Below are 20735 nucleotides of genomic sequence, written 5' to 3' on the forward strand. Positions count from 1 at the left end.
CATCATGTTCTCTTGTCTGCCAGCGCTTGAATAACAGCGGCAACCCGATCAGTTGCATCTGGAATCGCGGCGGCTCGCGCATGCTGCGCCATGGCCAGTAACTGCGGCCGGTTTAACAGCAACAGTTGCGCTTCCAGACGTTCCACCGTCAGCTGGTCTTGTTCAATAATGTAAGCAGCTCCGGCCTTCTCCAGCGTTAAACCATTCAGGTATTGCTGACGGTCTTTATGCTGGAAGGGAACAAAAATCGCTGGAACCCCAGCGGCGGCCAGTTCAGACACGGTCAGAGCACCAGAGCGGCAAATGACGACATCCGCCCACTGATAGGCATCTGCCATGTCATCAATAAATTCAGTGATCTTGTGCCCGGTAGCGCCCGCAGCCTGATAAGCCTGCTCCACTTCCGGTAACGCACCTTTGCCGACTTGATGCCACAAGGTGATTTGGTCACCCAGCGCGGCGGCCACCGCAGGCAGGGTGCGGTTTAAGACACGCGCCCCTTGACTGCCACCCACAACCAATACGCGCAGCGGCCCGCTACGCTCTTTCATACGCTGCGCTGGCTCAGGTAACGCCAGCACATCTTGGCGTACCGGATTGCCAACCACCGGGGCCTTGGCAAACGCGCCCGGGAAGGCTTGCAGCACTTTGGCGGCAATACGTGATAACCAGCGGTTAGTCAGGCCGGCAATGGCATTTTGCTCATGCAGTACCACCGGAATGCCTTGCAGCCAAGCGGCAACGCCGCCAGGGCCAGAGACATAACCACCCATGCCCAACACCACATCCGGCTGGTAATCGCGCATAATCTGGCGCGCTTGGCGAATCGCACGCCAAATGCGCAGCGGCGCGCCCAACTGAGCACGCCAGCCTTTACCGCGTAAACCGGAGATCTGGATAAAGTCGATTTCGATGCCGTGTTTTGGCACCAGATCCGCTTCCATACGATCCGCCGTGCCCAGCCAGCGTACCAGCCAACCCTGTTCCATCAGCTGATGTGCTACGGCCAGCCCCGGGAACACGTGTCCTCCAGTACCACCGGCCATCACCAGCAAACGCTTCGCCTTCATCGGCTTCCTCTTACATGTGCCTGCGCCTTGGCCAGACGAGTCTCATGGTCAATGCGCAATAAAATTACCACTGCGGTGGACATAATCAGCAAACTGGAGCCGCCGTAACTGATCAACGGCAGCGTCAGCCCTTTGGTCGGCAGCATACCGGCGGCCGCCCCGACGTTAACCAACGCCTGAAAGCTAAACCAGATCCCGATAGCACAGGCCAAAAAGCCGGAAAAACGCAGTTCGGCTTCTAATGCACGCCGGCCAATGGCCAACGCACGGAAAGCGAGCAAGAATACCATTAACAGGATGAGAACCACACCGACATAACCGAGTTCTTCGCCGATAATCGAAAAAACAAAGTCAGTATGCGCTTCTGGTAAGTACTCCAACTTCTGAATCGAGTTACCGAGCCCCTGTCCCCAAAAATCACCGCGGCCAAACGCCATCAATGACTGACTAAGCTGATAGCCACTGCCATACGGATCTTGCCACGGGTCGAGGAAGGAGGTAACGCGTCGAATTCGGTATGGCTCAGCCAAAATCAGCACCACCACCGCCATGATGCCGGTGATAATCAAGGCAATGAACTGCCACAGCGGTGCACCGGCCAAAAACAGCATGCCGAGGGTGGTGACGAACAACACCACCACGGTACCTAAGTCAGGCTGTAACAGCAGCAGCATGGCCAGCAGCAGCATCACGCCCATCGGTTTTAAGAACCCGATACGACTACCGCGCACCTCATCGCCTTTACGCACCAGATAGCCAGACAGGTAACAAAATAGCGACAGCTTCGTCAGCTCCGCCGGCTGAATACGGATCGGACCCAGCGCCAGCCAGCGCGATGCCCCGTTAACCGAGCTACCCACCCCCAGTACCACGATCAGCATGGCAATCGACAGCAGCAAGAGTGGTACCCCCAGCTGCTGCCACATACTCATCGGTATACGCAAGGTGACCAGCGCCAAGCCGAAGGCTAATACCAGATACAGCAAATGACGTTTGGCGAACAAAAACGGGTCGTCAGCCAAGCGCTGCCCCACCGGCATCGATGCCGAGGTCACCATGATAAAACCGATCACTGCCAAGCCAATCGCCAGCCAGAACAGCGTCCGGTCATACAGCTGCACGCCCGGATCGTCGTTTTCCCATGTTCCGGTCACCCAGTTACTGAGGCGACCGAACAGGTTAAAGCCTCTCATCCCGCCAGCTCCCGTGCCAGACGGGTAAACTCATGACCACGTACTTCGAAGTTTTTGAACTGATCCAAACTGGCACATGCCGGTGACAGCAGAACCATGTCACCCGCCGCCACTTGCGGCTGAATCAGGCGCATCGCCTGCTCCATGGTATCGGTCAGCACGGCGCCCTCTTTCAGCGCAGCCAATTGCGCGCCGTCACGGCCAAAGCAGTACAGGTAGATATGGCTATCTTGCAGCAACGGTTGTAGTGAACTGAAATCAGCGCCTTTACCATCGCCGCCCAGCAGCAAGAACAAACGCCCAGCGACTTGCAAGCCATTGAGTGCCGCTTCAGTACTGCCTACATTGGTGGCTTTGGAGTCATTAATCCAACGCACACCGGCAGACTCATGCGCCAACTGGAAGCGATGATCCAAGCCAGTAAAGTTTTCCAGCGCCAACACAGAGCCATGACGGCTAATACCCGCGGCATCAGCAAGCGCCAGCGCCGCCAAGGCGTTGGCCTGGTTATGACGGCCAACCAGCTTCATACGCGCCACCGGCATGACCGGGAAACCGCCGGCAATCAGCCAGGTCTCACCCAAATGCTCACCCAGACAGTAATCGCCGTGCGACGGCGCAAAGCTGACGACTTCTGCGGTTGGTTGCTGCGGCAGCGTTAACGGATCCTCGGCATTCACCACGCACGTCTTGGCGCCTTGATAGACACGCAATTTAGCCGCGCGGTAGTCGTCCATACCTTGATAGCGATCCATATGATCTTCGGTGACATTCAACACCGTGGCCGCTTTGGCGTGCAGGCTCGAGGTCGTTTCCAACTGGAAACTGGATAACTCCAGCACATACAAGTCATAGTCATCATTCAGCAGTGACAGAGCCGGAATACCGATATTACCGCCCACGCCGACGCGCAAGCCGGCGCAGCGCGCCATCTCACCCACCAAGCTCGTGACAGTACTTTTACCGTTCGAGCCGGTAATGGCTACGATCGGTGCACAGGCATCGCGGCAGAACAGTTCGATATCGCCAACCACTTCCACACCGGCGCGGATCGCCGCTTGCAGTTCAGGGCGCGCCAGCGCAATTCCTGGGCTGGCCACAATCAGATCGGCGGCCAGCAGCCACTCACTGTTCAAACTGCCGGTATGCAGCTCAACGCCGTCAGGCAAACGATCTTGCCCCGCCGGTTGGCTGCGGGTATCCATCACCCGCGGCACTACACCCTGTTGCATGAAAAAATCCACGCAGGACAGGCCGGTACTCCCCAGCCCGATAATGACGATATTTTTACCCGCATAGCACGCCATGACAGACAATCCTTAGCGAATTTTCAAGGTAGCCAGTCCAATCAGAACCAGCATCAGCGAGATGATCCAAAAGCGCACGATCACACGCGGCTCCGGCCAGCCTTTCAGTTCATAGTGGTGATGAATTGGCGCCATGCGGAAAATCCGCTGGCCACGCAATTTGAACGAGCCCACTTGCAAAATAACTGACAAGGTTTCCATCACAAACACGCCGCCCATGATCAGCAGCAGGAACTCTTGGCGCAGCAGCACGGCGATGATCCCGAGCGCCCCGCCCAGCGCCAATGAACCGACATCGCCCATGAAAACTTGGGCTGGGTAGGTGTTGAACCACAAAAAGCCCAGTCCGGCACCCACAATCGCGGTACATACCACCACCAGCTCACCACTGTGTCGGATGTACGGGATATGCAGGTATTCGGCAAAATTCACGTTACCGGTCGCCCAAGCCACCAACGCTAAACCTGCGGCCACGAATACGGTCGGCATGATAGCCAAGCCATCCAAACCATCGGTCAAGTTAACGGCGTTACTGGTTCCCACCACCACAAAGTAAGTCAGCAGGATGTACAGCAAGCCCAGTTGCGGCATGATGTCTTTGAAAAATGGCACCACCAGCTGAGTAGCAGCGGTATCTTTACCAGTCGCGTACAGTGCAAACGCCACAATCAACGCAATCACCGACTGCCAGAAGTATTTCCAGCGAGCAATCAGCCCTTTGGTGTTCTTACGTACTACCTTGCGGTAATCATCGACAAAACCTACCGCACCATAGCCCAGAAGGACAAACAGCACACACCACACATACGGGTTGCTCAGATTGGCCCACAGCAGCACCGAAATGCTGATAGAGGTCAGGATCATCAAACCGCCCATGGTCGGGGTACCGCGCTTACTAAAATGCGACTCCGGGCCGTCATTACGCACCACTTGGCCAATCTGCAATTTTTGCAGCCACGCAATCAGGTGCGGCCCCATCCACAAGGTAATGGCCAAGGCGGTCAGCAAACTGACAATGGCACGAAGGGTAAGATAAGAAAACACATGGAATCCGCTGTAATACTTCACCAGCAATTCCGCTAACCAAACTAACATGTAAACGTCTCCTGCAGCGCCCGCACGACATCTTCCATAGCTGCGCTGCGCGAACCTTTCACCAATAGGGTGATATTGGCATCTTGTTGTAATTGTTGAGCGACATACGGCAGCAATACCGCCAGCAACGCGGCTTTATCACTGAAATGCTGCCCTTGACTTGGTGCACTGATCGCTTGGCTCAGCACGCCGACAGTGAAGACCTGATCGATACCGGCATCACGCGCCGCGTCACCGACCGCCTGATGACATTCGGCGCTCTCATCACCGAGCTCGCCCATATCACCGGCAATCAAAATCCGCAGCCCTGCATGCTGCGCTAATACCGCAATCCCCGCCTTCATTGAACCGACATTGGCGTTGTAGGTATCATCCCAGACCAACAGCGATGGTGTTAGCGCCAATGGGTATAAACGCCCTTTCACCGGCTGAAGCGAGGCTAACCCCGCGGCCACGTCAGATAATGATGCGCCTACAGCAAGACTCAGCGCCGCAGCGGCTAACGCATTAGACACATTGTGCAGCCCCGGATAAGGCAGCGCGATCGCCTGCTCACCCTCAGGGGTGTGCAAGGTAAAGGTCGTCAGCCCACGCGCACAGCGAATGTCGCTGGCGGTGTAATCCGCCGGCTGGCGCATCGACCAGGTACGCACGGTTTTACCCTGCAACGCCGGTTGCCAGCTCTGATGCTCATCGATATCCAGATTGACGATTGCGGTTCCTGTCTCGCTCAAGCCTTGGTAAATCTCGCCTTTCGCCTGCCGCACGCCCGCCAGTGAGCCAAAGCCCTCCAGATGCGCCGCCATCACGTTATTCACCAGCGCAGCCTCGGGTTGCACCAGTGCCGTGGTGTAGGCAATTTCACCGATATGGTTAGCGCCCAATTCCATCACCGCATAATCATGCTCGCTGGTCAGGCGCAGCAGTGTCAGTGGCACACCGATATCGTTATTAAAGTTACCCGCGGTATACAGCACGTTACCGCGCTGCGCCAAAATCGCTGCCGTCATCTCTTTTACGGTGGTTTTGCCCGATGAACCGGTCATGGCAACCACGCGCGCTCGGCACTGAGTGCGTACCCAATGGCCTAGCTGACCTAACGCCAAGCGGGTATCAGCCACCACAATTTGTGCGACCGCCAGCGGTAACTCGCGTTCAACCAGCAATGCCGCCGCGCCCTGCTCTTGCGCTTGCGCGGCAAAATCATGGGCATCAAAGCGCTCACCGCGCAGGGCGATAAACAGCGCACCGGCCGTCACTTTACGCGTATCGGTAGTCACCTCACCGATAGCGCGCTGCGCCTCTGGTGCGCTGGCCAGCAGCTTACCGCCGACAACCTGCGCCAATTGTTCTAACGACAGGGCAATCATGCCACCACTCCTAGCAGACGGGCTGCGGTTTCACGATCGGAGTAGTCCAGCTTGCGCTGACCGACAATTTGGTAATCCTCATGACCTTTACCGGCCAGCAGTACGACGTCATTCGGCGCGGCATTCATCACCGCGGCGGTGACCGCCTCGGCGCGACCAGCAATCACCTGCGCCACGCCCGGGGCCACCAGACCGGCCAAAATATCGGCCACGATCGCCTGCGGATCTTCAGTGCGCGGATTGTCATCGGTGATCACCACGCGATCGGCCAACTGCTCGGCCAGCGCGCCCATCAATGGACGCTTACCGCGGTCTCGATCGCCACCACAGCCAAACACACACCACAGCTGACCATGGCAGTGCAGGCGCGCCGCTTCCAGCGCTTTTTCCAACGCATCTGGAGTGTGGGCGTAGTCCACCAATACGGTTGGACGGCCCGGCGCGCTGAACACTTCCATCCGACCACAGACCGGTTGCAGGTGCGCGGCGCTACGCAGCAAATCTGCCAGCGGATAGTCCAACGCCAGTAACGTGGCTAATGCCAGCGTCAGGTTACTCACGTTAAACGCGCCCATCAGTGGGCTGTCAATTTGTCCATCGCCCCAGCTTGAGCGAAACGCAATACGCGCGCCTTGTGGGTGATATGCCACCTCGGTGACACACAGGAAACGGCCATCCCACGCCAGCGGCAATGTCGGCTGCATGCTGACCGCCACCGCGTGCGGCAGACGCGTTAACCACTCACGGCCAATGGCATCATCGGCGTTGATAATGGCCTGCCCAAACTGGTGAGTGGAGAACAAACGCCACTTGGCTTCGGCATAGTTCTCCATGGTGCCGTGGTAATCGAGGTGATCGCGGCTAAGATTGGTAAACACGGCTGCGGCAAATTGCAGCGCCGCTACTCGGTCTTGCACCAAGCCGTGGGAAGAGACTTCCATCGCCGCTACCGTGGCACCCTGCGCGCGGATATCCGACAGCACATGCTGCACATCCACCGCAGAGCCAGTGGTGTTCTCGGTGGGGATCACCTTACCCAGCAGGCCATTGCCCACTGTGCCCATCACTGCCGCAGTTTCACCCAGCAATTGCGCCCACTGTGCTACCAGTTGCGTGGTGGTGGTTTTGCCATTGGTGCCGGTAATGCCGATTAATTTTAATTGTTCGCTCGGCTGATGATAAAAGCGGCCGGCCAATGCCGACAGCTTGCGGTTAAGCTGGATTAAGTACACCACCGGTACGCCGTGCACTTCACGGATACAACCGTCTGACGCTTCCCCTTCGGCTTCCGCAATCACGGCCGCGACACCCTGCGCGACGGCCTGCGCGATATAACGACGGCCATCGGTCTTGTGTCCCAGAACCGCAATAAACAGATCGCCGGCCGCGGCCGTACGACTGTCTAGCGTCATTTCCCGTAACGCTCGCGCCGGAGCATCTTTTACCCAAGGCGCTAACAACGAGCGCAAATCATGTGTTGACACGGGCGTTCCCACTCCTATTAAGCACAACTTCATCTTCTGACGGCAAAGCATCAGGTTGGATGTTCAGAATGCGCAGTGCCCCGCCCATAATGGCGGAAAATACCGGGGCAGACACCGCACCACCGTAATACTGGCCGGCCTGTGGTTCGTTGATGACCACCACCAGCGCTAACCGCGGATTACTGGCCGGAGCCACCCCTGCGGTATAGGCAATATACTTATCGACATACTTGCCGTTTGGACCAATTTTTTTCGCCGTACCGGTTTTCACCGCGATGCGATAACCATCCACCGCCGCACGACGACCACCACCGCCCGGCAAGGCCACCGCTTCCATCATGTGCACCACTTTACGGGTCAGCTCTTCTGAGAACACCCGTGTGCCTTCTACTGGCGGATCCACTTTGGTGATCGACAGCGGACGATACACACCGAAACTGCCTAGGGTGGCATAGGCGCGCGCCAGTTGCAGTGGCGTTACCATCAGACCATAACCAAACGAGAAGGTTGCGCGTTCAATGTCCGCCCAACGGCTTTTCTGCAACATCATGCCGCTACTTTCCCCGACCAAACCCAGATTGGTTGGTTGGCCAAAACCGAACTTGCTGTACGTTTCTGGCAGCGCGGTTTCTGGCATCGCCAGCGCCAAGTGGGATACCCCCACGTTACTGGATTTTTGCAGCACGCCGGTCAGCGTCAACTCTGGATACACCACGGTATCGCGCACCCGATGGCCGTTCACGTAAAACGGCATGGTGTTGAGCACCGCATTTTCTTTTACCACTTTGCGATCCAGCGCGGTCAGCACCACTAACGGTTTCACGGTCGAGCCCGGCTCGAAAGTATCGGTGATCGCGCGGTTACGGTAATGAGCGCTGTCAATCTGGGCACGGTTATTCGGGTTATATGACGGCAAGTTGGCCATCGCTAACACTTCACCGGTCTGTACATCTAACAGTACGATAGAGCCGGACTCAGCCTTGTTGAAGGTCACCGCATTTTTCAGCTCACGGTAGGCCATCGCCTGCAAGCGCTCATCAATACTGAGCGACAAATCATGCGCGGCGCGGCTTTCCACCGCCGAGATATTCTCGACCACACGACCAAAGCGGTCTTTACGCACCACCCGCTTACCCGGCTCACCGGTCAGCCAGGTATCAAAGCTCTTCTCTACCCCTTCAATGCCCTTACCATCGATATTGGTAAAGCCAATGATGTGCGCACTCACCTCACCGCTCGGATAAAAACGGCGTGATTCCTGCTTAAGATAAATTCCGGGGATTTTCAGTTCGCGAATGTAAGTCGCTAAAGAAGGGCTAATCTGGCGTGCCAGATAGATAAAACGGGAGTTCGGGTTGCTTTTTACCCGTGAAGTTAACTTATCCAGTGGAATACCAACCGCATCGGCCAGCGCATTCCAGCGTTCGTGTCTTTCCAGTGACGCGGTATCGGCAATCTCTTTCGGATCGGCCCACACCGCATCCACCGGCACACTCACCGCCAGCGGACGCCCAGCCCGATCCGTGATCATGCCGCGCGGCGTACTGACGGACTGCACCCGCAAAGAGCGCATATCCCCTTCGCGGATCAAGCGATCAGGATTGACCACTTGGATCCATGCCGCACGCAGCAACAGGCCGACCAGCGCCATTGCCATCACCCCACCCACCAGCACATAGCGCCAGCGAATAAAACTGGAATCGTTCTTCTCTTCCGGGCGTTTATTTTTCGACGTTCGGATCGGTTTCGCCATTATTGTTTAACCATTTTTTCCTGTGCCGGAGAAACCCGCTGCATCTGCAGTTTTTCGGTGGCAATCCGTTCTACTCGGCTGTGATCGCCGAGCGCATTTTCTTCCAGAATCAGGTTACGCCATTCAATATCCAGAGCATCCCGCTCTAACATCAAGTGCTCACGCTCCACAATCAGCAAGCGGGTGCGGTGAGTACTCAACACCACCGCCAGCGCAGAGAGCAGCACCAGGATCAGCAACAACAGCGGGATCTTGCCAAACCGCAGCAAGTCCTCCGCAATAATTGAAGTCAGTGAGTGACGTTCGGTGCTCATCAGTCAGCCATCCGTTCCGCCACACGCAATACCGAGCTGCGCGAGCGTGCATTTTGCTCAATCTCTTCCTCTGACGGCTTAATCGCTTTACCGATGGTCAGCATTTTCTTCCCACCGGCCAGCTGCGCTTCGGTCAATGGCAGGCCATCAGGAATTTCAGGGCCTTTACTCTGACGACGGATAAAGCGCTTCACAATTCGGTCTTCCAGCGAGTGGAAGCTGATCACGGATAAGCGGCCACCCGGCGCTAAAATGGTCAACGAGGCATCCAGCGCACGCTCAATCTCTTCCAATTCGCTATTGATATAGATACGAATCGCTTGGAAGGTACGGGTCGCCGGATGCTTGTGCTTCTCTTTCACTGGGCTAGCAGCCGCAACCAGCTCAGCCAGCTCACGGGTGCGGGTCATCGGCTCGCTCTGATTGCGCTCAACAATCGCGCGTGCAATGCGCTTAGCAAAGCGCTCTTCACCGAAAGTTTTCAGCACCCACGCAATGTCTTCGGCTTCGGCTTTTTGCAGCCACTCGGCGGCAGAAAAACCACTGCTCGGATCCATACGCATATCCAGTGGGCCATCACGCATGAAGCTAAAACCACGCTCGGCATCATCCAATTGCGGTGACGAGACGCCCAGATCCAGCAAGAAGCCGTCAATTTTGCCGGTCAAACCCAGCTCTTCGACATACTGCTGCACATTCGAGAACGGGCCATGCACGATTTGAAAGCGCGGATCGTCGATGGTGGCCGCTTCAGCAATCGCCTGCGGATCACGGTCAATCGCAATCAGACGCCCTTGTGGGCCAAGTTGGGACAGGATCAGGCGAGAGTGTCCGCCACGACCGAAAGTACCATCGATATAGATACCATCCGGGCGAATAGCAAGACCGCCCACGGCCTCATGCAGCAGGACGGTAATATGGGAAGTTTGTTCTGACATAATTATAAAAATAGATCCTGTAATCGGGCAGACAGCACTGAAGGGCCGGTCTGCTCCGCCTGAATATCAAGTTGGATTTGCTGCTGCCATGCATCTGCATCCCAAATCTCAAATTTATTAAGCTGGCCGACCAGCATCAGCTCTTTGTGCAACTGGGCATAACTGCGCAAGGTGGCTGGCAATAAAATTCGTCCTGCGCTGTCCATCTCGCACTCGGCGGCATGCCCCAGCAACAAACGCTGAATACGCCGCTCTTCTGGCACCATGCTGGATAAACCGGCCAGTTTTTGCTCAATAAATTCCCACTGTGGTAATGGATAAAGCAGCAGACAGGGCTGATGGATGTCGATGGTACAGATTAACTGTCCCAGACATTCATTCAGTAAGTGATCCCGGTAGCGGGTTGGTATCGCCAAGCGTCCTTTGCTGTCGAGGCTTAAGGACAGGGCACCACGAAACATGGTCGTTTTGTATCCCCTGCAACCCAAAATTCACCACAAAAACCCATAAATTCCCACAAATGCAAGTTTACGGAGGGGGGAAAAAGCTTGTCAAGCGTGATGCAGCACAGATTAGCCGCCATTTTTCGGGGAAATCAGAAAATTCATATGCTTATCCGTGCAACTGAATCCGAGATAAATATAAGAAGCGGCGTACTCAGTCCAAAAAGGAAAAAAGCCACGTCAAAGACGTGGCTTTTTCTCGAAATGAGGGAGTCGGCCGGTAAGCCGGGTTCTGTCGTGGACAGTCATTCCTCTAGGCCAGCACTCGCGCACTGGCTCAAGCAACCTACCCGGGTTCAATGCGGGCCGCACCAATGAACCCCTATTTGGTCTTGCTCCGGGTGGAGTTTACCGTGCCACGAACTGTTACCAGTCGCGCGGTGCGCTCTTACCGCACCCTTTCACCCTTACCTGATCCTGTGAAACACAGGCCATCGGCGGTTTGCTCTCTGTTGCACTAGTCGTCGGCTTGCGCCGCCCAGGCGTTACCTGGCACCCTGCCCTATGGAGCCCGGACTTTCCTCCCCCCCGTGTGTCTCCCCGAGGGGACGACCACGAAGCGGCGACTGTCTGGCCAACTCCGCGGCGGATTATAACGAGAAAGCGATCACAGCGCCAGTGTAAAGCGCACTGAAATCACTCACTCAAGTAATCCAGCCCGTAACGGTACAGAGCATTTTTCTTCACCCCGTGGATCTCAGCGGTTAACGCCGCCGCTTTTTTCAGCGGTAACTCTTGCGCCAACAAGGTCAAGGTCTTGATCACCGCTGCTGACAACGCATCCTCTTCGGCCGGTTTCGCGCCTTCCACAATTAGCACCATCTCACCACGGCGACGCACTTCATCCTCTTGCACCCAAGCTAGCAATTCACCAACCGGTGCACCATGGATGGTTTCCCAAGTTTTGGTTAGTTCCCGCGCCAGCACCACATAACGCTCGGCGCCCAGCACGGTGACCATATCTTGCAGACTATCGAGCAGACGGTGGGTCGATTCGTAGAAAATCAACGTGCGCGGCTCTTCCACAACGGCACGCAGCGTATCCTGACGCCCTTTGGTCTTCGCCGGCAAAAAGCCTTCAAAACAAAAACGATCGGAGGCAATTCCCGAGGCGCTCAATGCCGCAATTGCCGCGCACGGCCCTGGCAGCGGCACCACTTTCACCCCCGCTTCACGGCAACGACGCACCAGATGGAAACCGGGATCACTGATCAGCGGCGTACCGGCATCGGAAATCAGTGCAATACTGTGGCCTTGGCTCAGTTTTTCCACCAGCACTTCCGCTTTTTGTTGCTCATTATGATCATGCAGAGCAAAAAAGCGCGCTTGTATGCCAAAATGTTGTAACAATAATCCACTATGACGGGTATCTTCAGCGGCAATAAGATCGACCTGCTGTAATACATTCAGTGCCCGTTGAGTAATGTCTTCTAAGTTACCAATTGGCGTGGGAACTATGTACAGAGTTGCCGGAGTGATGAAAGATTGTTCGGTAGCTTTCATTGTATAGACTTCATTGCCGATTTAAGATTAACCGTCTCTAGGAAGAAACGTGACTGGAATGCCCATGCTTCCCTCTTTATGCTCCGGCGTCAATGCAAGACGCGTAATTTTACCGCTTTTCATGGCCTTTGCTCTGGCAGCCTGTCAAGCGCCACAACAATCAGGCTCTGGCAATGTGCCGGGTATCGAGCAATTGGCTTCGTCGGCCTATTATCTGCAGCAAGCTGCCACCAGCAGCGCGAAAGATAAAGCCACGTGGCAGTTGTTGGCGGTACAGGCGCTGCTCAAAGAGAAGAACCTGCCACAAGCCGAACAAACCTTAACTGCGGTACAAGAGCCGCTAAGCGATGTACAGCGCCATGAAATGCTGCTGTTACGTGCTGAGCTGGACGTGGCCAAAAACAACATGCCCGCCGCCAGCAAATACTTGGCGGAGCTGAATGTGGCCATGCTGACGCCACTGCAAAAGATGCGCTATTACCAGACGCGTATCGCCGTGGATGACGCCAAAGGAAATATCATTGAATCCGTGCGTGATCATATCGCACTTTCCGAGTACCTCACCAGCCCAGAGCAAAAGCAGGCCAATCTAGACCAAACTTGGCAAGTGCTAAGTCAGGCACCGGCCAGCGAACTGGCACAAGCGGTGATCAGCCCGCAAGAAACCATTTTGCTCGGTTGGCTCGACTTGGCGCGGGTGTATCAGGAAAACCGCTATAACCTGCCACAACTGAAAGCCGGTATTGCCGATTGGAAAGCGCGCTTCCCGAAACATCCAGCCGCGCTGACTTTACCGACTCAGCTTAACCAATACCTGACGCTACCGGCTTCCACCATGGATGCCATCGGTCTGTTGCTGCCAGTCAGCGGCCAAAACCAAGCACTGGGCGATGCCATTCGCCAAGGCTTCATGGCTGGGATGCTGGATGACAGCAGTCGTAACCCGAATACCCGCGTACAAGTGTACGACACCGCCAGCAAACCGCTGCCGGCCATCATTCAGCAAGCCCAGCAAGAAGGGGTGCGAACCTTGGTCGGTCCACTGCTGAAAAACCGGGTCGATGAGCTGCTGAAAATGCAATTACCGGCCGATATGTCGGTGCTGGCACTCAACCAACCGGAAAACCCACCCGCCAACAACAGCATCTGCTACTACGCCCTGTCGCCAGAAGATGAAGCCGCCGATGCGGCGCAGCATATCTGGGATCAAGGCCAACGCACCCCGCTGGTACTGGTACCGGGTAATCCGTTTGGCCAGCGCGTCGCCAATGCGTTTCGTCGTCAGTGGCAACAGCTGAGCGGCAGTGAGCCGACCGTGCAATATTTTGGTGATACCGTCGCGCTGCGCCAGAGCATCAACCAAAGCCTGCGTAGCCAAGGCAAAGCTGACATCCTGCGCCAAGTGCTGGGAGTATCCTTAAGCGCTGATGCCAACCGCGGCGCCATCGATGCTATCTATCTGGTCACTACCCCTGATGAGCTGTCACTGCTCAAGCCGTTTATCGATGCCTCACTGCTAAGCGGTCAGCAGCGTCCGGCTCTGTACACCAGCTCACGCAGCAATCAGGCCGGTAATGGCCCAGATTTTCGTCTGGAGATGGATGGCGTGCAATTCAGCGATATCCCAATGCTGACCATTCCAAACTCACCGGCCGCGCAGCGCGTCAGCCAGATCTGGAGCAATCCGGACTACTCGCTGTCCCGCTTGTACGCGATGGGGATGGATGCTTGGACCCTGGCCAGCCACTTCAATGAGCTACGTCAGGTCAGTGGCTATCAGGTTGCCGGTCAGACCGGTCTGCTCAGTGCCAGTGAAAACTGCACCGTGCACCGTCAGCTGAACTGGCTGCGCTATCAGAACGGAGGGCTGCTGCCAGTATCGATGAGTGTCGATCCTAACGCCGCCGCCAATGCACCAACCGGTGAACTGCCGGTGAACGCGCCGCTCGATAGCACCACGCCTCCTGCGGCCACCACCGTGGCCGATCCTCTGGCTCAGTGAGCCTCTCCCGCCGGGCTTTAGGCGCGCAGTTTGAACAACGTGCGCGCCTGTATCTCGAACAGCAGGGGCTGCAATTCATCGCCGCCAACGTCACGCTGCGCGGCGGTGAATTGGATCTGATCATGCTTGATGGGTATGATTGGGTTTTCGTCGAAGTCCGCTACCGTCGCCATGCTCATTTAGGCTCTGCCGTCGACAGCGTCACGCCAAGCAAACAACGTCGCTTGTATCACAGCGCGTCAGTTTGGTTGCATCAACGCGGACAAAGTATCGATACCGCCAATTGCCGCTTTGATATTGTGGCATTTGATGGGCCGGATGCCCGTATTAGCTGGTATCAGAACATCTTACACTACCATTAACAGACACTATGTTAGAACAAATCAAAGCCTGCTTTACCGAAAGCATTCAAACCCAAATAGCCGCGGCTGAAGCTCTGCCAGATGCCATTGCCCGCGCCGCTCTGGTGATGGCGCAGTGCCTGTTAAACGGCAATAAAATTCTCTGCTGCGGCAATGGTGCCTCGGCGGCCAATGCCCAGCACTTTACCGCATGTCTGGTGAATCGCTATGAAACCGAGCGTCCAAGCTTGCCGGCGATTGCCCTGACGGCGGACAGCATCATGCTGACCGCCATTGGCAATGATGACTTGCAAACCGAGATCTACTCCAAGCAAGTGCGCGCGTTAGGTCAAAACGGCGATATTCTGCTGGCCATCTCCACCAAGGGGAACAGCAAAGATATCGTCAAAGCGGTGGAAGCTGCGGTCACCCGTGATATGACCATCATTGCCCTGACCGGCTATGACGGAGGTATTCTGGCCGGTTTATTGGGTGAGCAGGATGTGGAGATCCGCATTCCGTCCCACCGCCAGTCTCGCATTCAGGAGATGCATATGTTGACCCTGAACTGCCTGTGCGATCTGATTGACCGGACCTTGTTCCCACATCAGGACGATTAATTTCAGCCCATTTCAAGGAGAGCCTCCATGCGCATCACCGCTAAACTGGCCATTGTACTGCTGGCCTTTGCCTTGCAAGGTTGTGTCGGCGCCGTTATCGTCGGCGGCGCGGCAGTGGCCGGCAAAGTGGCCACCGATCCACGCAGTGTCGGCGGCCAGATTGACGATGAAACACTGGAGCTGCGCGTCGGCGATGCCCTGAGCAAAGATGCCCAGTTGAAAAAAGAAGCCCGCGTACTGCCCACGGCCTATGAAGGCCGCGTACTGTTAGTCGGCGAAACGCCAACCGCGGAGCTGGCCAAACACGCCGGCCAGATTGCGGCCGGTGTTCAAGGGGTAACGGCAGTGTATAACGAGATCCGTGTTGGTAAGCCGATCAGCTTCGGCACCATCTCTAACGATACGTGGATCACCACCAAAGTGCGCTCACAACTGCTCGGCAGTGACAAGGTCAAAGCCAGCAATGTGAAGGTCACCACCGAAAACGGGGAAGTGTTCCTGATTGGTAAACTGACCCGCGCAGAAGCCGACGCGGCCACCAATATTGCCCGTAACGTCAGTGGCGTGAAGCGGGTAGTGAAAGTGTTCGACTATGTGAATTAAGGTGAATTAAGTACAAGTGAATTAAGCGCAAATTCATTAAGCACGAGCCAATTAAGTTAACGTAAGTGCGCCGACCTAAAAAAAATGCAGCCCATTAGGCTGCATTTTTTATTGTCCGGATTTATTGTTGCATGCGCAGATAACACCGCACAACCGGCACCGGACGGTTTCGGTTTATCACGCAGTGGGTTAGGTTATTTCACTACGCGTAGAGTCGGACGACCACGCGGACGTGGCGGCTCATCATCTGGCCCGTTATCATCACCGGCCAGCTCTTCGACCAGCACCAGATTCGGCTCGGCATTGGCCGACGCTTCTTCTTCTGCCGCCGCCGCAAACTCGTCTTCATCCGGAAGATCATAGGCAACTTCCGGCTCAAACAGTGTGCCAGCGCCGTTTTCACGCGCATACAGCGCCAGAACAGCCGCCATCGGCACATCGACTTGTTGCGGAATACCGCCAAAACGGGCATTGAAGCGAATAGCGTCGTTGCCCAGTTCCAGATTTCCTACCGCCCGCGGAGCAATGTTCAGTACGATCTGCCCATCACGGACAAAGTCCATCGGCACCTGTACTCCCGGCAACATGGCGTCCACCACCAGATGCGGGGTTAAATTATTGTCCAGCAGCCAGTCATAATACGCACGAACCAGATACGGTCGGCGAGGTTTCATCTGGGTTAACTCCATCAGTTACACCTTACCGTGCAAACGCATCTCACGCTCAGACTCGGTCAGGGCGGCCAAAAACGCATCACGTTCGAAAACGCGAGTCATATAGCCTTTAATTTCTTTTGAACCCGGACCAATCAGGTCGATACCCAGTACCGGCAAACGCCACAACAGCGGAGCCAGATAACAATCCACCAGACTGAACTCTTCGCTCATGAAGTATGGGAATTCATTGAACACCGGCGCAATTGCCAGCAGCTCTTCACGCAGTTGCTTACGCGCTGCGTCAGCTTCCACCGGAGTTCCCTGCTCAATCTTGTCCAGCAGACTGTACCAATCTTGTTCGATACGGTACATCATCTGACGGCTCTGGCCACGCGCTACCGGGTAAACCGGCATCAGTGGAGGATGCGGGAAGCGCTCGTCCAGGTATTCCATGATGATGCGTGCGTTATACAGCACCAATTCACGATCAACCAGTGTCGGTACGGAGTTGTACGGATTCAGATCCAGCAAGTCTTCCGGCAGATGCTCGGCATCAACCTGCTCAATTTCCACGCTCACGCCTTTCTCGGCCAGAACAATGCGAACTTGATGACTGAAAATATCGGTTGCACCAGAAAATAGCGTCATCACCGAGCGTTTGTTAGCTGCGATAGCCATTCAACCCTCCACTTAACTCAAATACACAAACGGCAAAAGGGGGCTCAAGCCCCCATGCCGATCGGATAAACCGAAAAACAGGCACCAGTTTCGCATAATTAGTGTACGTCGCGCCAGTATTCCTTTTTCAGCAAGTAGGCGAGGATAAAAAATACCACCAAAAATGCAAACACCCAGTAGCCAATTTGCTTACGCTGTTGCTTCATGGGTTCGCCGGAATATTCCAAGAAATTGGTAATATCCCGCACCGCTTGATCATACTCTTCGGCGTTCATTTCGCCTTGGCGTACGATCTTAGTACCAATCACCACCGCGTGCGGTTGACCGCCCACTTCATGCATCTCGACCACCGCTTCCGGCATCCCTTGCAGCTCTTCCAGTACATGCGGCATTCCCACGTTCGGGAACAAGGTGTTATTCACCCCAAATGGCCGAGCCGGGTCAGCATAGAACGAATGCAAATAGGTATAAATCCAATCGGGGCTACGTAAACGCGCTTCCAAGGTCAAATCCGGTGGCGGCGCACCAAACCAACCGGCGGCATTTTTCTCCGGCATGGCATTGGTCATCAGATCGCCGATTTTGGCCTGATTATCAAAGATCAGGTTTTGCTTCATCAGCTCCGGCGGGATCCCCAAGTCGGTCGCGACCCGTTCATAACGCTGATATTTGGTGGAGTGACACCCCGCGCAATAATTCATAAACAGGCGCGCGCCATTTTGTAGCGAGGCTTTATCGGTTAAATCATTATTGGCCCGCATTAACGCCACACCGGTCTCCGCCGCCGAGAGCGGAGCCGCGCAGAATAAGGCCAGACACATCACAATCCATGTTTTCATTTGAAAGTCACCCGTTCTGGCAGCGGTTTAGTCCGTTCATTTTTGCTGTAGAAGAACAGCAAGACAAAGAACATGAAATAACACAGGGTAAAAATCTGCGATAACAGGGTATACAGCGGTGTCGCCGGTAACGTACCGAGAATGCCAAGAGCGATAAAACTAATCACAAACATCCCGATATTCAGGGTATGGAAACGGCTGCGGTAACGGAATGAACGCACCTTGCCGCGATCGATCCACGGCAGCAAGAACAGCACCGCAATCGACAGCCCCATCATCACGACCCCTAATAATTTATCGGGGATCGCCCGCAAGATGGCGTAGAACGGGGTGAAGTACCACACTGGCGCAATGTGCGGAGGCGTTTTCAGGCCGTTAGCAGCTTCAAAGTTAGGCGGCTCAAGGAAATAACCCCCCATCTCTGGGTTGAAGAAAATCACGTAGCAAAAGAAGAACAAGAAGCCAGCAACACCCATAATATCTTTGACGGTGTAGTACGGATGGAAAGGAATGGCGTCTTTTGGCCAGCCGTTTTCATCTTTGTTTTTCTTGATCTCAATACCATCAGGGTTGTTCGACCCCACCTCATGCAGCGCCACGATGTGCAGGAACACCAACAGCACCAGTACCAAAGGCAGCGCTATCACGTGCAGCGCAAAAAAGCGGTTCAAGGTCACGCCCGAGATCACGTAATCACCGCGGATCCACAAAGTTAGCGCATCGCCGATCCCTGGGATCGCACCGAACAGCGAAATGATCACCTGCGCGCCCCAGAACGACATCTGGCCCCACGGCAACAGATAGCCCATGAAGGCTTCCGCCATCAGCACCAAAAACAGTAGCATGCCAAAGATCCACAGCAGCTCACGTGGCTTTTGGTAGGAGCCATAAATCAGGCCGCGGAACATGTGTAGATAGACCACGATAAAGAAAAATGAGGCCCCGGTAGAGTGCATGTAACGCAGCAGCCAGCCATATTCCACATCACGCATGATGTATTCAATGGAGGCAAACGCCCCTTCGGCCGACGGGTTGTAGTTCATGGTCAGCCAGATCCCAGTGATAATCTGATTGACCAATACCAACATCGCCAGTGAGCCGAAGAAGTACCAGAAGTTGAAGTTTTTCGGCGCCGGATACTCACCCACATGCTTGTTATAAGTGGCGGTGAGCGGGATCCGCGCGTTGATCCAGTCGAGCAACTTATTCATTTACGCAGCCACTCCATTGTCATCTACGCCAATGAGGATGGTGTTGTCATCCACAAACTTATACGGCGGGATCATCAGATTCAGTGGCGCGGGGACGCCCTGAAAGACCCGTCCGGCCATATCAAATTTCGAGCCGTGGCACGGGCACAAAAAGCCGGACTGCACCCCTTCCACCTGTACGCCAAATCCCTCCGGCACATAACTCGGTGAACAGCCTAAGTGCGTACAGATCCCCACCGCGACAAAAATATCCGGTTTTACCGAGCGGTACGCATTTTGTGCATAGTCAGGTTGCTGAGGTTCGGCGGACGCCGGATCGCGCAGTTTGCCATCATGGCTGGCCAGCCCTTGCAGTACAGCCTGCGGGCGACGAACCAGCCATACTGGCTTACCGCGCCATTCCACCCGAATCAGCTGACCTTCTTCCAGTTTACTGATATCGACCTGTACCGGTGCGCCAGCCGCTTTAGCCTTAGCACTGGGATTCCAGGATTTGATGAAGGGGACTGCCGCAAAAACCGCACCGACACCACCGACAACGCCCGTGGCCACGGTAAGAAAACGCCGGCGACTGCTGTTTACAGGCGCATTGTTCATCCCTCTATCTCCCATCGCTCCCGCTTGGTTATTGTTATCTATCCCTGCGGTATCATTGCTGCCTGATGAAGAAACGCTGCCGGCCTGATTTTAACAATCGACTAGCATGTGTTTCTCATAATTGCAAAAGTCAGGCAGATAATAAGAAAAACAACACTTTTTGACAAGTTATTAAAACCTTTTGGCAACATTTATGGATACAAAAAAGCCCGACCGAAGTCGAGCTTTTTGAGGATAATCGTAACTGCCGAAGCAGTATGGATTAACGCTTGGAGAACTGTGGACGACGACGTGCTTTGCGCAGACCCACTTTCTTACGTTCAACGCGACGAGCGTCACGTGTAACGAAGCCAGCTGCACGCAGAGCAGGACGAAGAGTCTCGTCGTATTGCATCAGAGCACGGGTGATACCGTGACGGATGGCGCCCGCTTGACCAGAAATACCACCACCAACTACGGTGATGTACAGGTCCAGCTTCTCGCTCATCTCAACCAGTTCCAGCGGCTGACGAACTACCATGCGGGCAGTTGGACGGCCGAAGTACTGATCCAGACTACGCTGGTTGATTACGATTTTACCGCTACCCGGCTTGATAAAGACGCGTGCGGAAGAGCTTTTGCGACGGCCAGTGCCGTAGTATTGATTCTCTGCCATTGC

Annotated in this window: 21 protein-coding genes and 1 other RNA gene; 4 read left to right on the top strand and 18 right to left on the bottom strand. The window is 55.2% G+C overall.

Going from position 1 to position 20735, the window contains the following annotated elements:
* Nucleotides 1-2 precede the first annotated feature (2 nt).
* From murG to rsmI, 12 genes are all read right to left on the bottom strand, one after another.
* A complete protein-coding gene (murG, locus tag LQ901_RS11780; RefSeq protein WP_233672276.1) occupies nt 3-1070 on the bottom strand; it encodes an undecaprenyldiphospho-muramoylpentapeptide beta-N-acetylglucosaminyltransferase in 1068 nt (355 codons plus the stop codon).
* Entirely contained in the window at nt 1067-2263 is a 1197-nt protein-coding gene (gene ftsW, locus LQ901_RS11785) for a cell division protein FtsW (RefSeq protein ID WP_010862621.1), read from the bottom strand. Before ftsW ends, murG begins: the two co-directional genes overlap by 4 nt.
* Nucleotides 2260-3570: a UDP-N-acetylmuramoyl-L-alanine--D-glutamate ligase gene (murD, locus tag LQ901_RS11790; RefSeq protein ID WP_233672277.1), complete on the bottom strand. Its 1311-nt coding sequence runs from the start codon at nt 3568-3570 to the stop codon at nt 2260-2262. Before murD ends, ftsW begins: the two co-directional genes overlap by 4 nt.
* Nucleotides 3571-3582: 12 nt before the next feature.
* On the bottom strand, nt 3583-4665 hold the full coding sequence (gene mraY / locus LQ901_RS11795) for a phospho-N-acetylmuramoyl-pentapeptide-transferase (protein WP_233672278.1): 1083 nt from the start codon (nt 4663-4665) through the stop codon (nt 3583-3585).
* Nucleotides 4659-6035, bottom strand: coding sequence for a UDP-N-acetylmuramoyl-tripeptide--D-alanyl-D-alanine ligase (gene murF, locus LQ901_RS11800; protein WP_064977160.1), 1377 nt, complete (start codon nt 6033-6035; stop codon nt 4659-4661). The genes mraY and murF overlap by 7 nt, the downstream gene beginning before the upstream one ends.
* Nucleotides 6032-7519 carry a UDP-N-acetylmuramoyl-L-alanyl-D-glutamate--2,6-diaminopimelate ligase gene (gene murE / locus LQ901_RS11805; RefSeq protein WP_233672279.1) on the bottom strand — a complete coding sequence of 496 codons (1488 nt, stop codon included), beginning with the start codon at nt 7517-7519 and terminating at the stop codon, nt 6032-6034. The genes murF and murE overlap by 4 nt, the downstream gene beginning before the upstream one ends.
* Nucleotides 7506-9272, bottom strand: a complete 1767-nt coding sequence (gene ftsI, locus LQ901_RS11810) for a peptidoglycan glycosyltransferase FtsI (RefSeq protein WP_039046498.1) — start codon at nt 9270-9272, stop codon at nt 7506-7508. The genes murE and ftsI overlap by 14 nt, the downstream gene beginning before the upstream one ends.
* The gene (gene ftsL / locus LQ901_RS11815) at nt 9272-9586 is read right to left on the bottom strand and encodes a cell division protein FtsL (RefSeq protein WP_010862627.1); all 315 of its coding nucleotides are present in this window, start codon (nt 9584-9586) and stop codon (nt 9272-9274) included. Before ftsL ends, ftsI begins: the two co-directional genes overlap by 1 nt.
* Nucleotides 9586-10524, bottom strand: coding sequence for a 16S rRNA (cytosine(1402)-N(4))-methyltransferase RsmH (gene rsmH / locus LQ901_RS11820; protein ID WP_064977158.1), 939 nt, complete (start codon nt 10522-10524; stop codon nt 9586-9588). Before rsmH ends, ftsL begins: the two co-directional genes overlap by 1 nt.
* Before the next feature lie 2 nt (nt 10525-10526).
* On the bottom strand, nt 10527-10985 hold the full coding sequence (gene mraZ / locus LQ901_RS11825) for a division/cell wall cluster transcriptional repressor MraZ (protein ID WP_010862629.1): 459 nt from the start codon (nt 10983-10985) through the stop codon (nt 10527-10529).
* Between the two features lie 247 nt (nt 10986-11232).
* Nucleotides 11233-11609, bottom strand: an RNA gene (gene rnpB, locus LQ901_RS11830) — RNase P RNA component class A.
* A 54-nt stretch (nt 11610-11663) separates the two neighbouring features.
* The gene (gene rsmI / locus LQ901_RS11835) at nt 11664-12530 is read right to left on the bottom strand and encodes a 16S rRNA (cytidine(1402)-2'-O)-methyltransferase (protein ID WP_152136139.1); all 867 of its coding nucleotides are present in this window, start codon (nt 12528-12530) and stop codon (nt 11664-11666) included.
* Nucleotides 12531-12594: 64 nt separating this feature from the next.
* Here rsmI and LQ901_RS11840 point away from each other — a divergent pair, with 64 nt between their 5' ends.
* Genes LQ901_RS11840 through dolP form a run of 4 tightly spaced genes read left to right on the top strand, consistent with a single transcriptional unit; the run spans nt 12595 to nt 16096 of the window.
* Nucleotides 12595-14532, top strand: a complete 1938-nt coding sequence (locus tag LQ901_RS11840; RefSeq protein WP_084977220.1) for a penicillin-binding protein activator — start codon at nt 12595-12597, stop codon at nt 14530-14532.
* Entirely contained in the window at nt 14529-14894 is a 366-nt protein-coding gene (locus LQ901_RS11845; protein ID WP_152136140.1) for a YraN family protein, read from the top strand. Before LQ901_RS11840 ends, LQ901_RS11845 begins: the two co-directional genes overlap by 4 nt.
* An 8-nt stretch (nt 14895-14902) precedes the next feature.
* Nucleotides 14903-15493, top strand: coding sequence for a DnaA initiator-associating protein DiaA (gene diaA / locus LQ901_RS11850; RefSeq protein WP_010862634.1), 591 nt, complete (start codon nt 14903-14905; stop codon nt 15491-15493).
* Nucleotides 15494-15520: 27 nt separating this feature from the next.
* Nucleotides 15521-16096: a division/outer membrane stress-associated lipid-binding lipoprotein gene (gene dolP / locus LQ901_RS11855; protein ID WP_010862635.1), complete on the top strand. Its 576-nt coding sequence runs from the start codon at nt 15521-15523 to the stop codon at nt 16094-16096.
* Between the two features lie 194 nt (nt 16097-16290).
* Here dolP and sspB read toward each other — a convergent pair whose 3' ends face one another.
* The 6 genes from sspB to rpsI all read right to left on the bottom strand — a co-directional run bounded on the left by sspB (nt 16291) and on the right by rpsI (nt 20732).
* The gene (sspB, locus tag LQ901_RS11860; protein WP_010862636.1) at nt 16291-16785 is read right to left on the bottom strand and encodes a ClpXP protease specificity-enhancing factor; all 495 of its coding nucleotides are present in this window, start codon (nt 16783-16785) and stop codon (nt 16291-16293) included.
* A 3-nt stretch (nt 16786-16788) separates the two neighbouring features.
* A complete protein-coding gene (gene sspA / locus LQ901_RS11865; RefSeq protein WP_010862637.1) occupies nt 16789-17430 on the bottom strand; it encodes a stringent starvation protein SspA in 642 nt (213 codons plus the stop codon).
* 98 nt (nt 17431-17528) lie between these two features.
* Nucleotides 17529-18269 carry a cytochrome c1 gene (locus tag LQ901_RS11870; RefSeq protein WP_152136141.1) on the bottom strand — a complete coding sequence of 247 codons (741 nt, stop codon included), beginning with the start codon at nt 18267-18269 and terminating at the stop codon, nt 17529-17531.
* A complete protein-coding gene (locus tag LQ901_RS11875) occupies nt 18266-19480 on the bottom strand; it encodes a cytochrome bc complex cytochrome b subunit (RefSeq protein ID WP_010862639.1) in 1215 nt (404 codons plus the stop codon). The genes LQ901_RS11870 and LQ901_RS11875 overlap by 4 nt, the downstream gene beginning before the upstream one ends.
* Nucleotides 19481-20077 carry a ubiquinol-cytochrome c reductase iron-sulfur subunit gene (petA, locus tag LQ901_RS11880; protein WP_152136142.1) on the bottom strand — a complete coding sequence of 199 codons (597 nt, stop codon included), beginning with the start codon at nt 20075-20077 and terminating at the stop codon, nt 19481-19483. It lies immediately after the preceding gene.
* Nucleotides 20078-20339: 262 nt separating this feature from the next.
* Nucleotides 20340-20732, bottom strand: a complete 393-nt coding sequence (gene rpsI, locus LQ901_RS11885) for a 30S ribosomal protein S9 (protein ID WP_010862641.1) — start codon at nt 20730-20732, stop codon at nt 20340-20342.
* Between the last annotated feature and the right edge of the window lie 3 nt (nt 20733-20735).

Origin of the sequence: Plesiomonas sp. PI-19 (assembly GCF_021368255.1) — a bacterium.
In the GTDB taxonomy this organism is placed as follows: domain Bacteria; phylum Pseudomonadota; class Gammaproteobacteria; order Enterobacterales; family CAMTGL01; genus Plesiomonas; species Plesiomonas shigelloides.

Bases quoted from the DNA above. Each gene is read 5' to 3' on its own strand.
- diaA (WP_010862634.1), top strand. From the start codon at position 14,903: ATGTTAGAACAAATCAAAGCCTGCTTTACCGAAAGCATTCAAACCCAA.
- mraZ (WP_010862629.1), bottom strand. From the start codon at position 10,985: ATGTTTCGTGGTGCCCTGTCCTTAAGCCTCGACAGCAAAGGACGCTTG.
- rsmI (WP_152136139.1), bottom strand. From the start codon at position 12,530: ATGAAAGCTACCGAACAATCTTTCATCACTCCGGCAACTCTGTACATA.
- rsmH (WP_064977158.1), bottom strand. From the start codon at position 10,524: ATGTCAGAACAAACTTCCCATATTACCGTCCTGCTGCATGAGGCCGTG.
- ftsW (WP_010862621.1), bottom strand. From the start codon at position 2,263: ATGAGAGGCTTTAACCTGTTCGGTCGCCTCAGTAACTGGGTGACCGGA.
- LQ901_RS11875 (WP_010862639.1), bottom strand. From the start codon at position 19,480: ATGAATAAGTTGCTCGACTGGATCAACGCGCGGATCCCGCTCACCGCC.
- petA (WP_152136142.1), bottom strand. From the start codon at position 20,077: ATGAACAATGCGCCTGTAAACAGCAGTCGCCGGCGTTTTCTTACCGTG.
- sspB (WP_010862636.1), bottom strand. From the start codon at position 16,785: ATGGAGTTAACCCAGATGAAACCTCGCCGACCGTATCTGGTTCGTGCG.
- ftsI (WP_039046498.1), bottom strand. From the start codon at position 9,272: ATGGCGAAACCGATCCGAACGTCGAAAAATAAACGCCCGGAAGAGAAG.
- LQ901_RS11870 (WP_152136141.1), bottom strand. From the start codon at position 18,269: ATGAAAACATGGATTGTGATGTGTCTGGCCTTATTCTGCGCGGCTCCG.
- dolP (WP_010862635.1), top strand. From the start codon at position 15,521: ATGCGCATCACCGCTAAACTGGCCATTGTACTGCTGGCCTTTGCCTTG.
- mraY (WP_233672278.1), bottom strand. From the start codon at position 4,665: ATGTTAGTTTGGTTAGCGGAATTGCTGGTGAAGTATTACAGCGGATTC.
- LQ901_RS11840 (WP_084977220.1), top strand. From the start codon at position 12,595: ATGCTTCCCTCTTTATGCTCCGGCGTCAATGCAAGACGCGTAATTTTA.
- sspA (WP_010862637.1), bottom strand. From the start codon at position 17,430: ATGGCTATCGCAGCTAACAAACGCTCGGTGATGACGCTATTTTCTGGT.
- ftsL (WP_010862627.1), bottom strand. From the start codon at position 9,586: ATGAGCACCGAACGTCACTCACTGACTTCAATTATTGCGGAGGACTTG.
- murG (WP_233672276.1), bottom strand. From the start codon at position 1,070: ATGAAGGCGAAGCGTTTGCTGGTGATGGCCGGTGGTACTGGAGGACAC.
- murD (WP_233672277.1), bottom strand. From the start codon at position 3,570: ATGGCGTGCTATGCGGGTAAAAATATCGTCATTATCGGGCTGGGGAGT.
- murF (WP_064977160.1), bottom strand. From the start codon at position 6,035: ATGATTGCCCTGTCGTTAGAACAATTGGCGCAGGTTGTCGGCGGTAAG.
- rpsI (WP_010862641.1), bottom strand. From the start codon at position 20,732: ATGGCAGAGAATCAATACTACGGCACTGGCCGTCGCAAAAGCTCTTCC.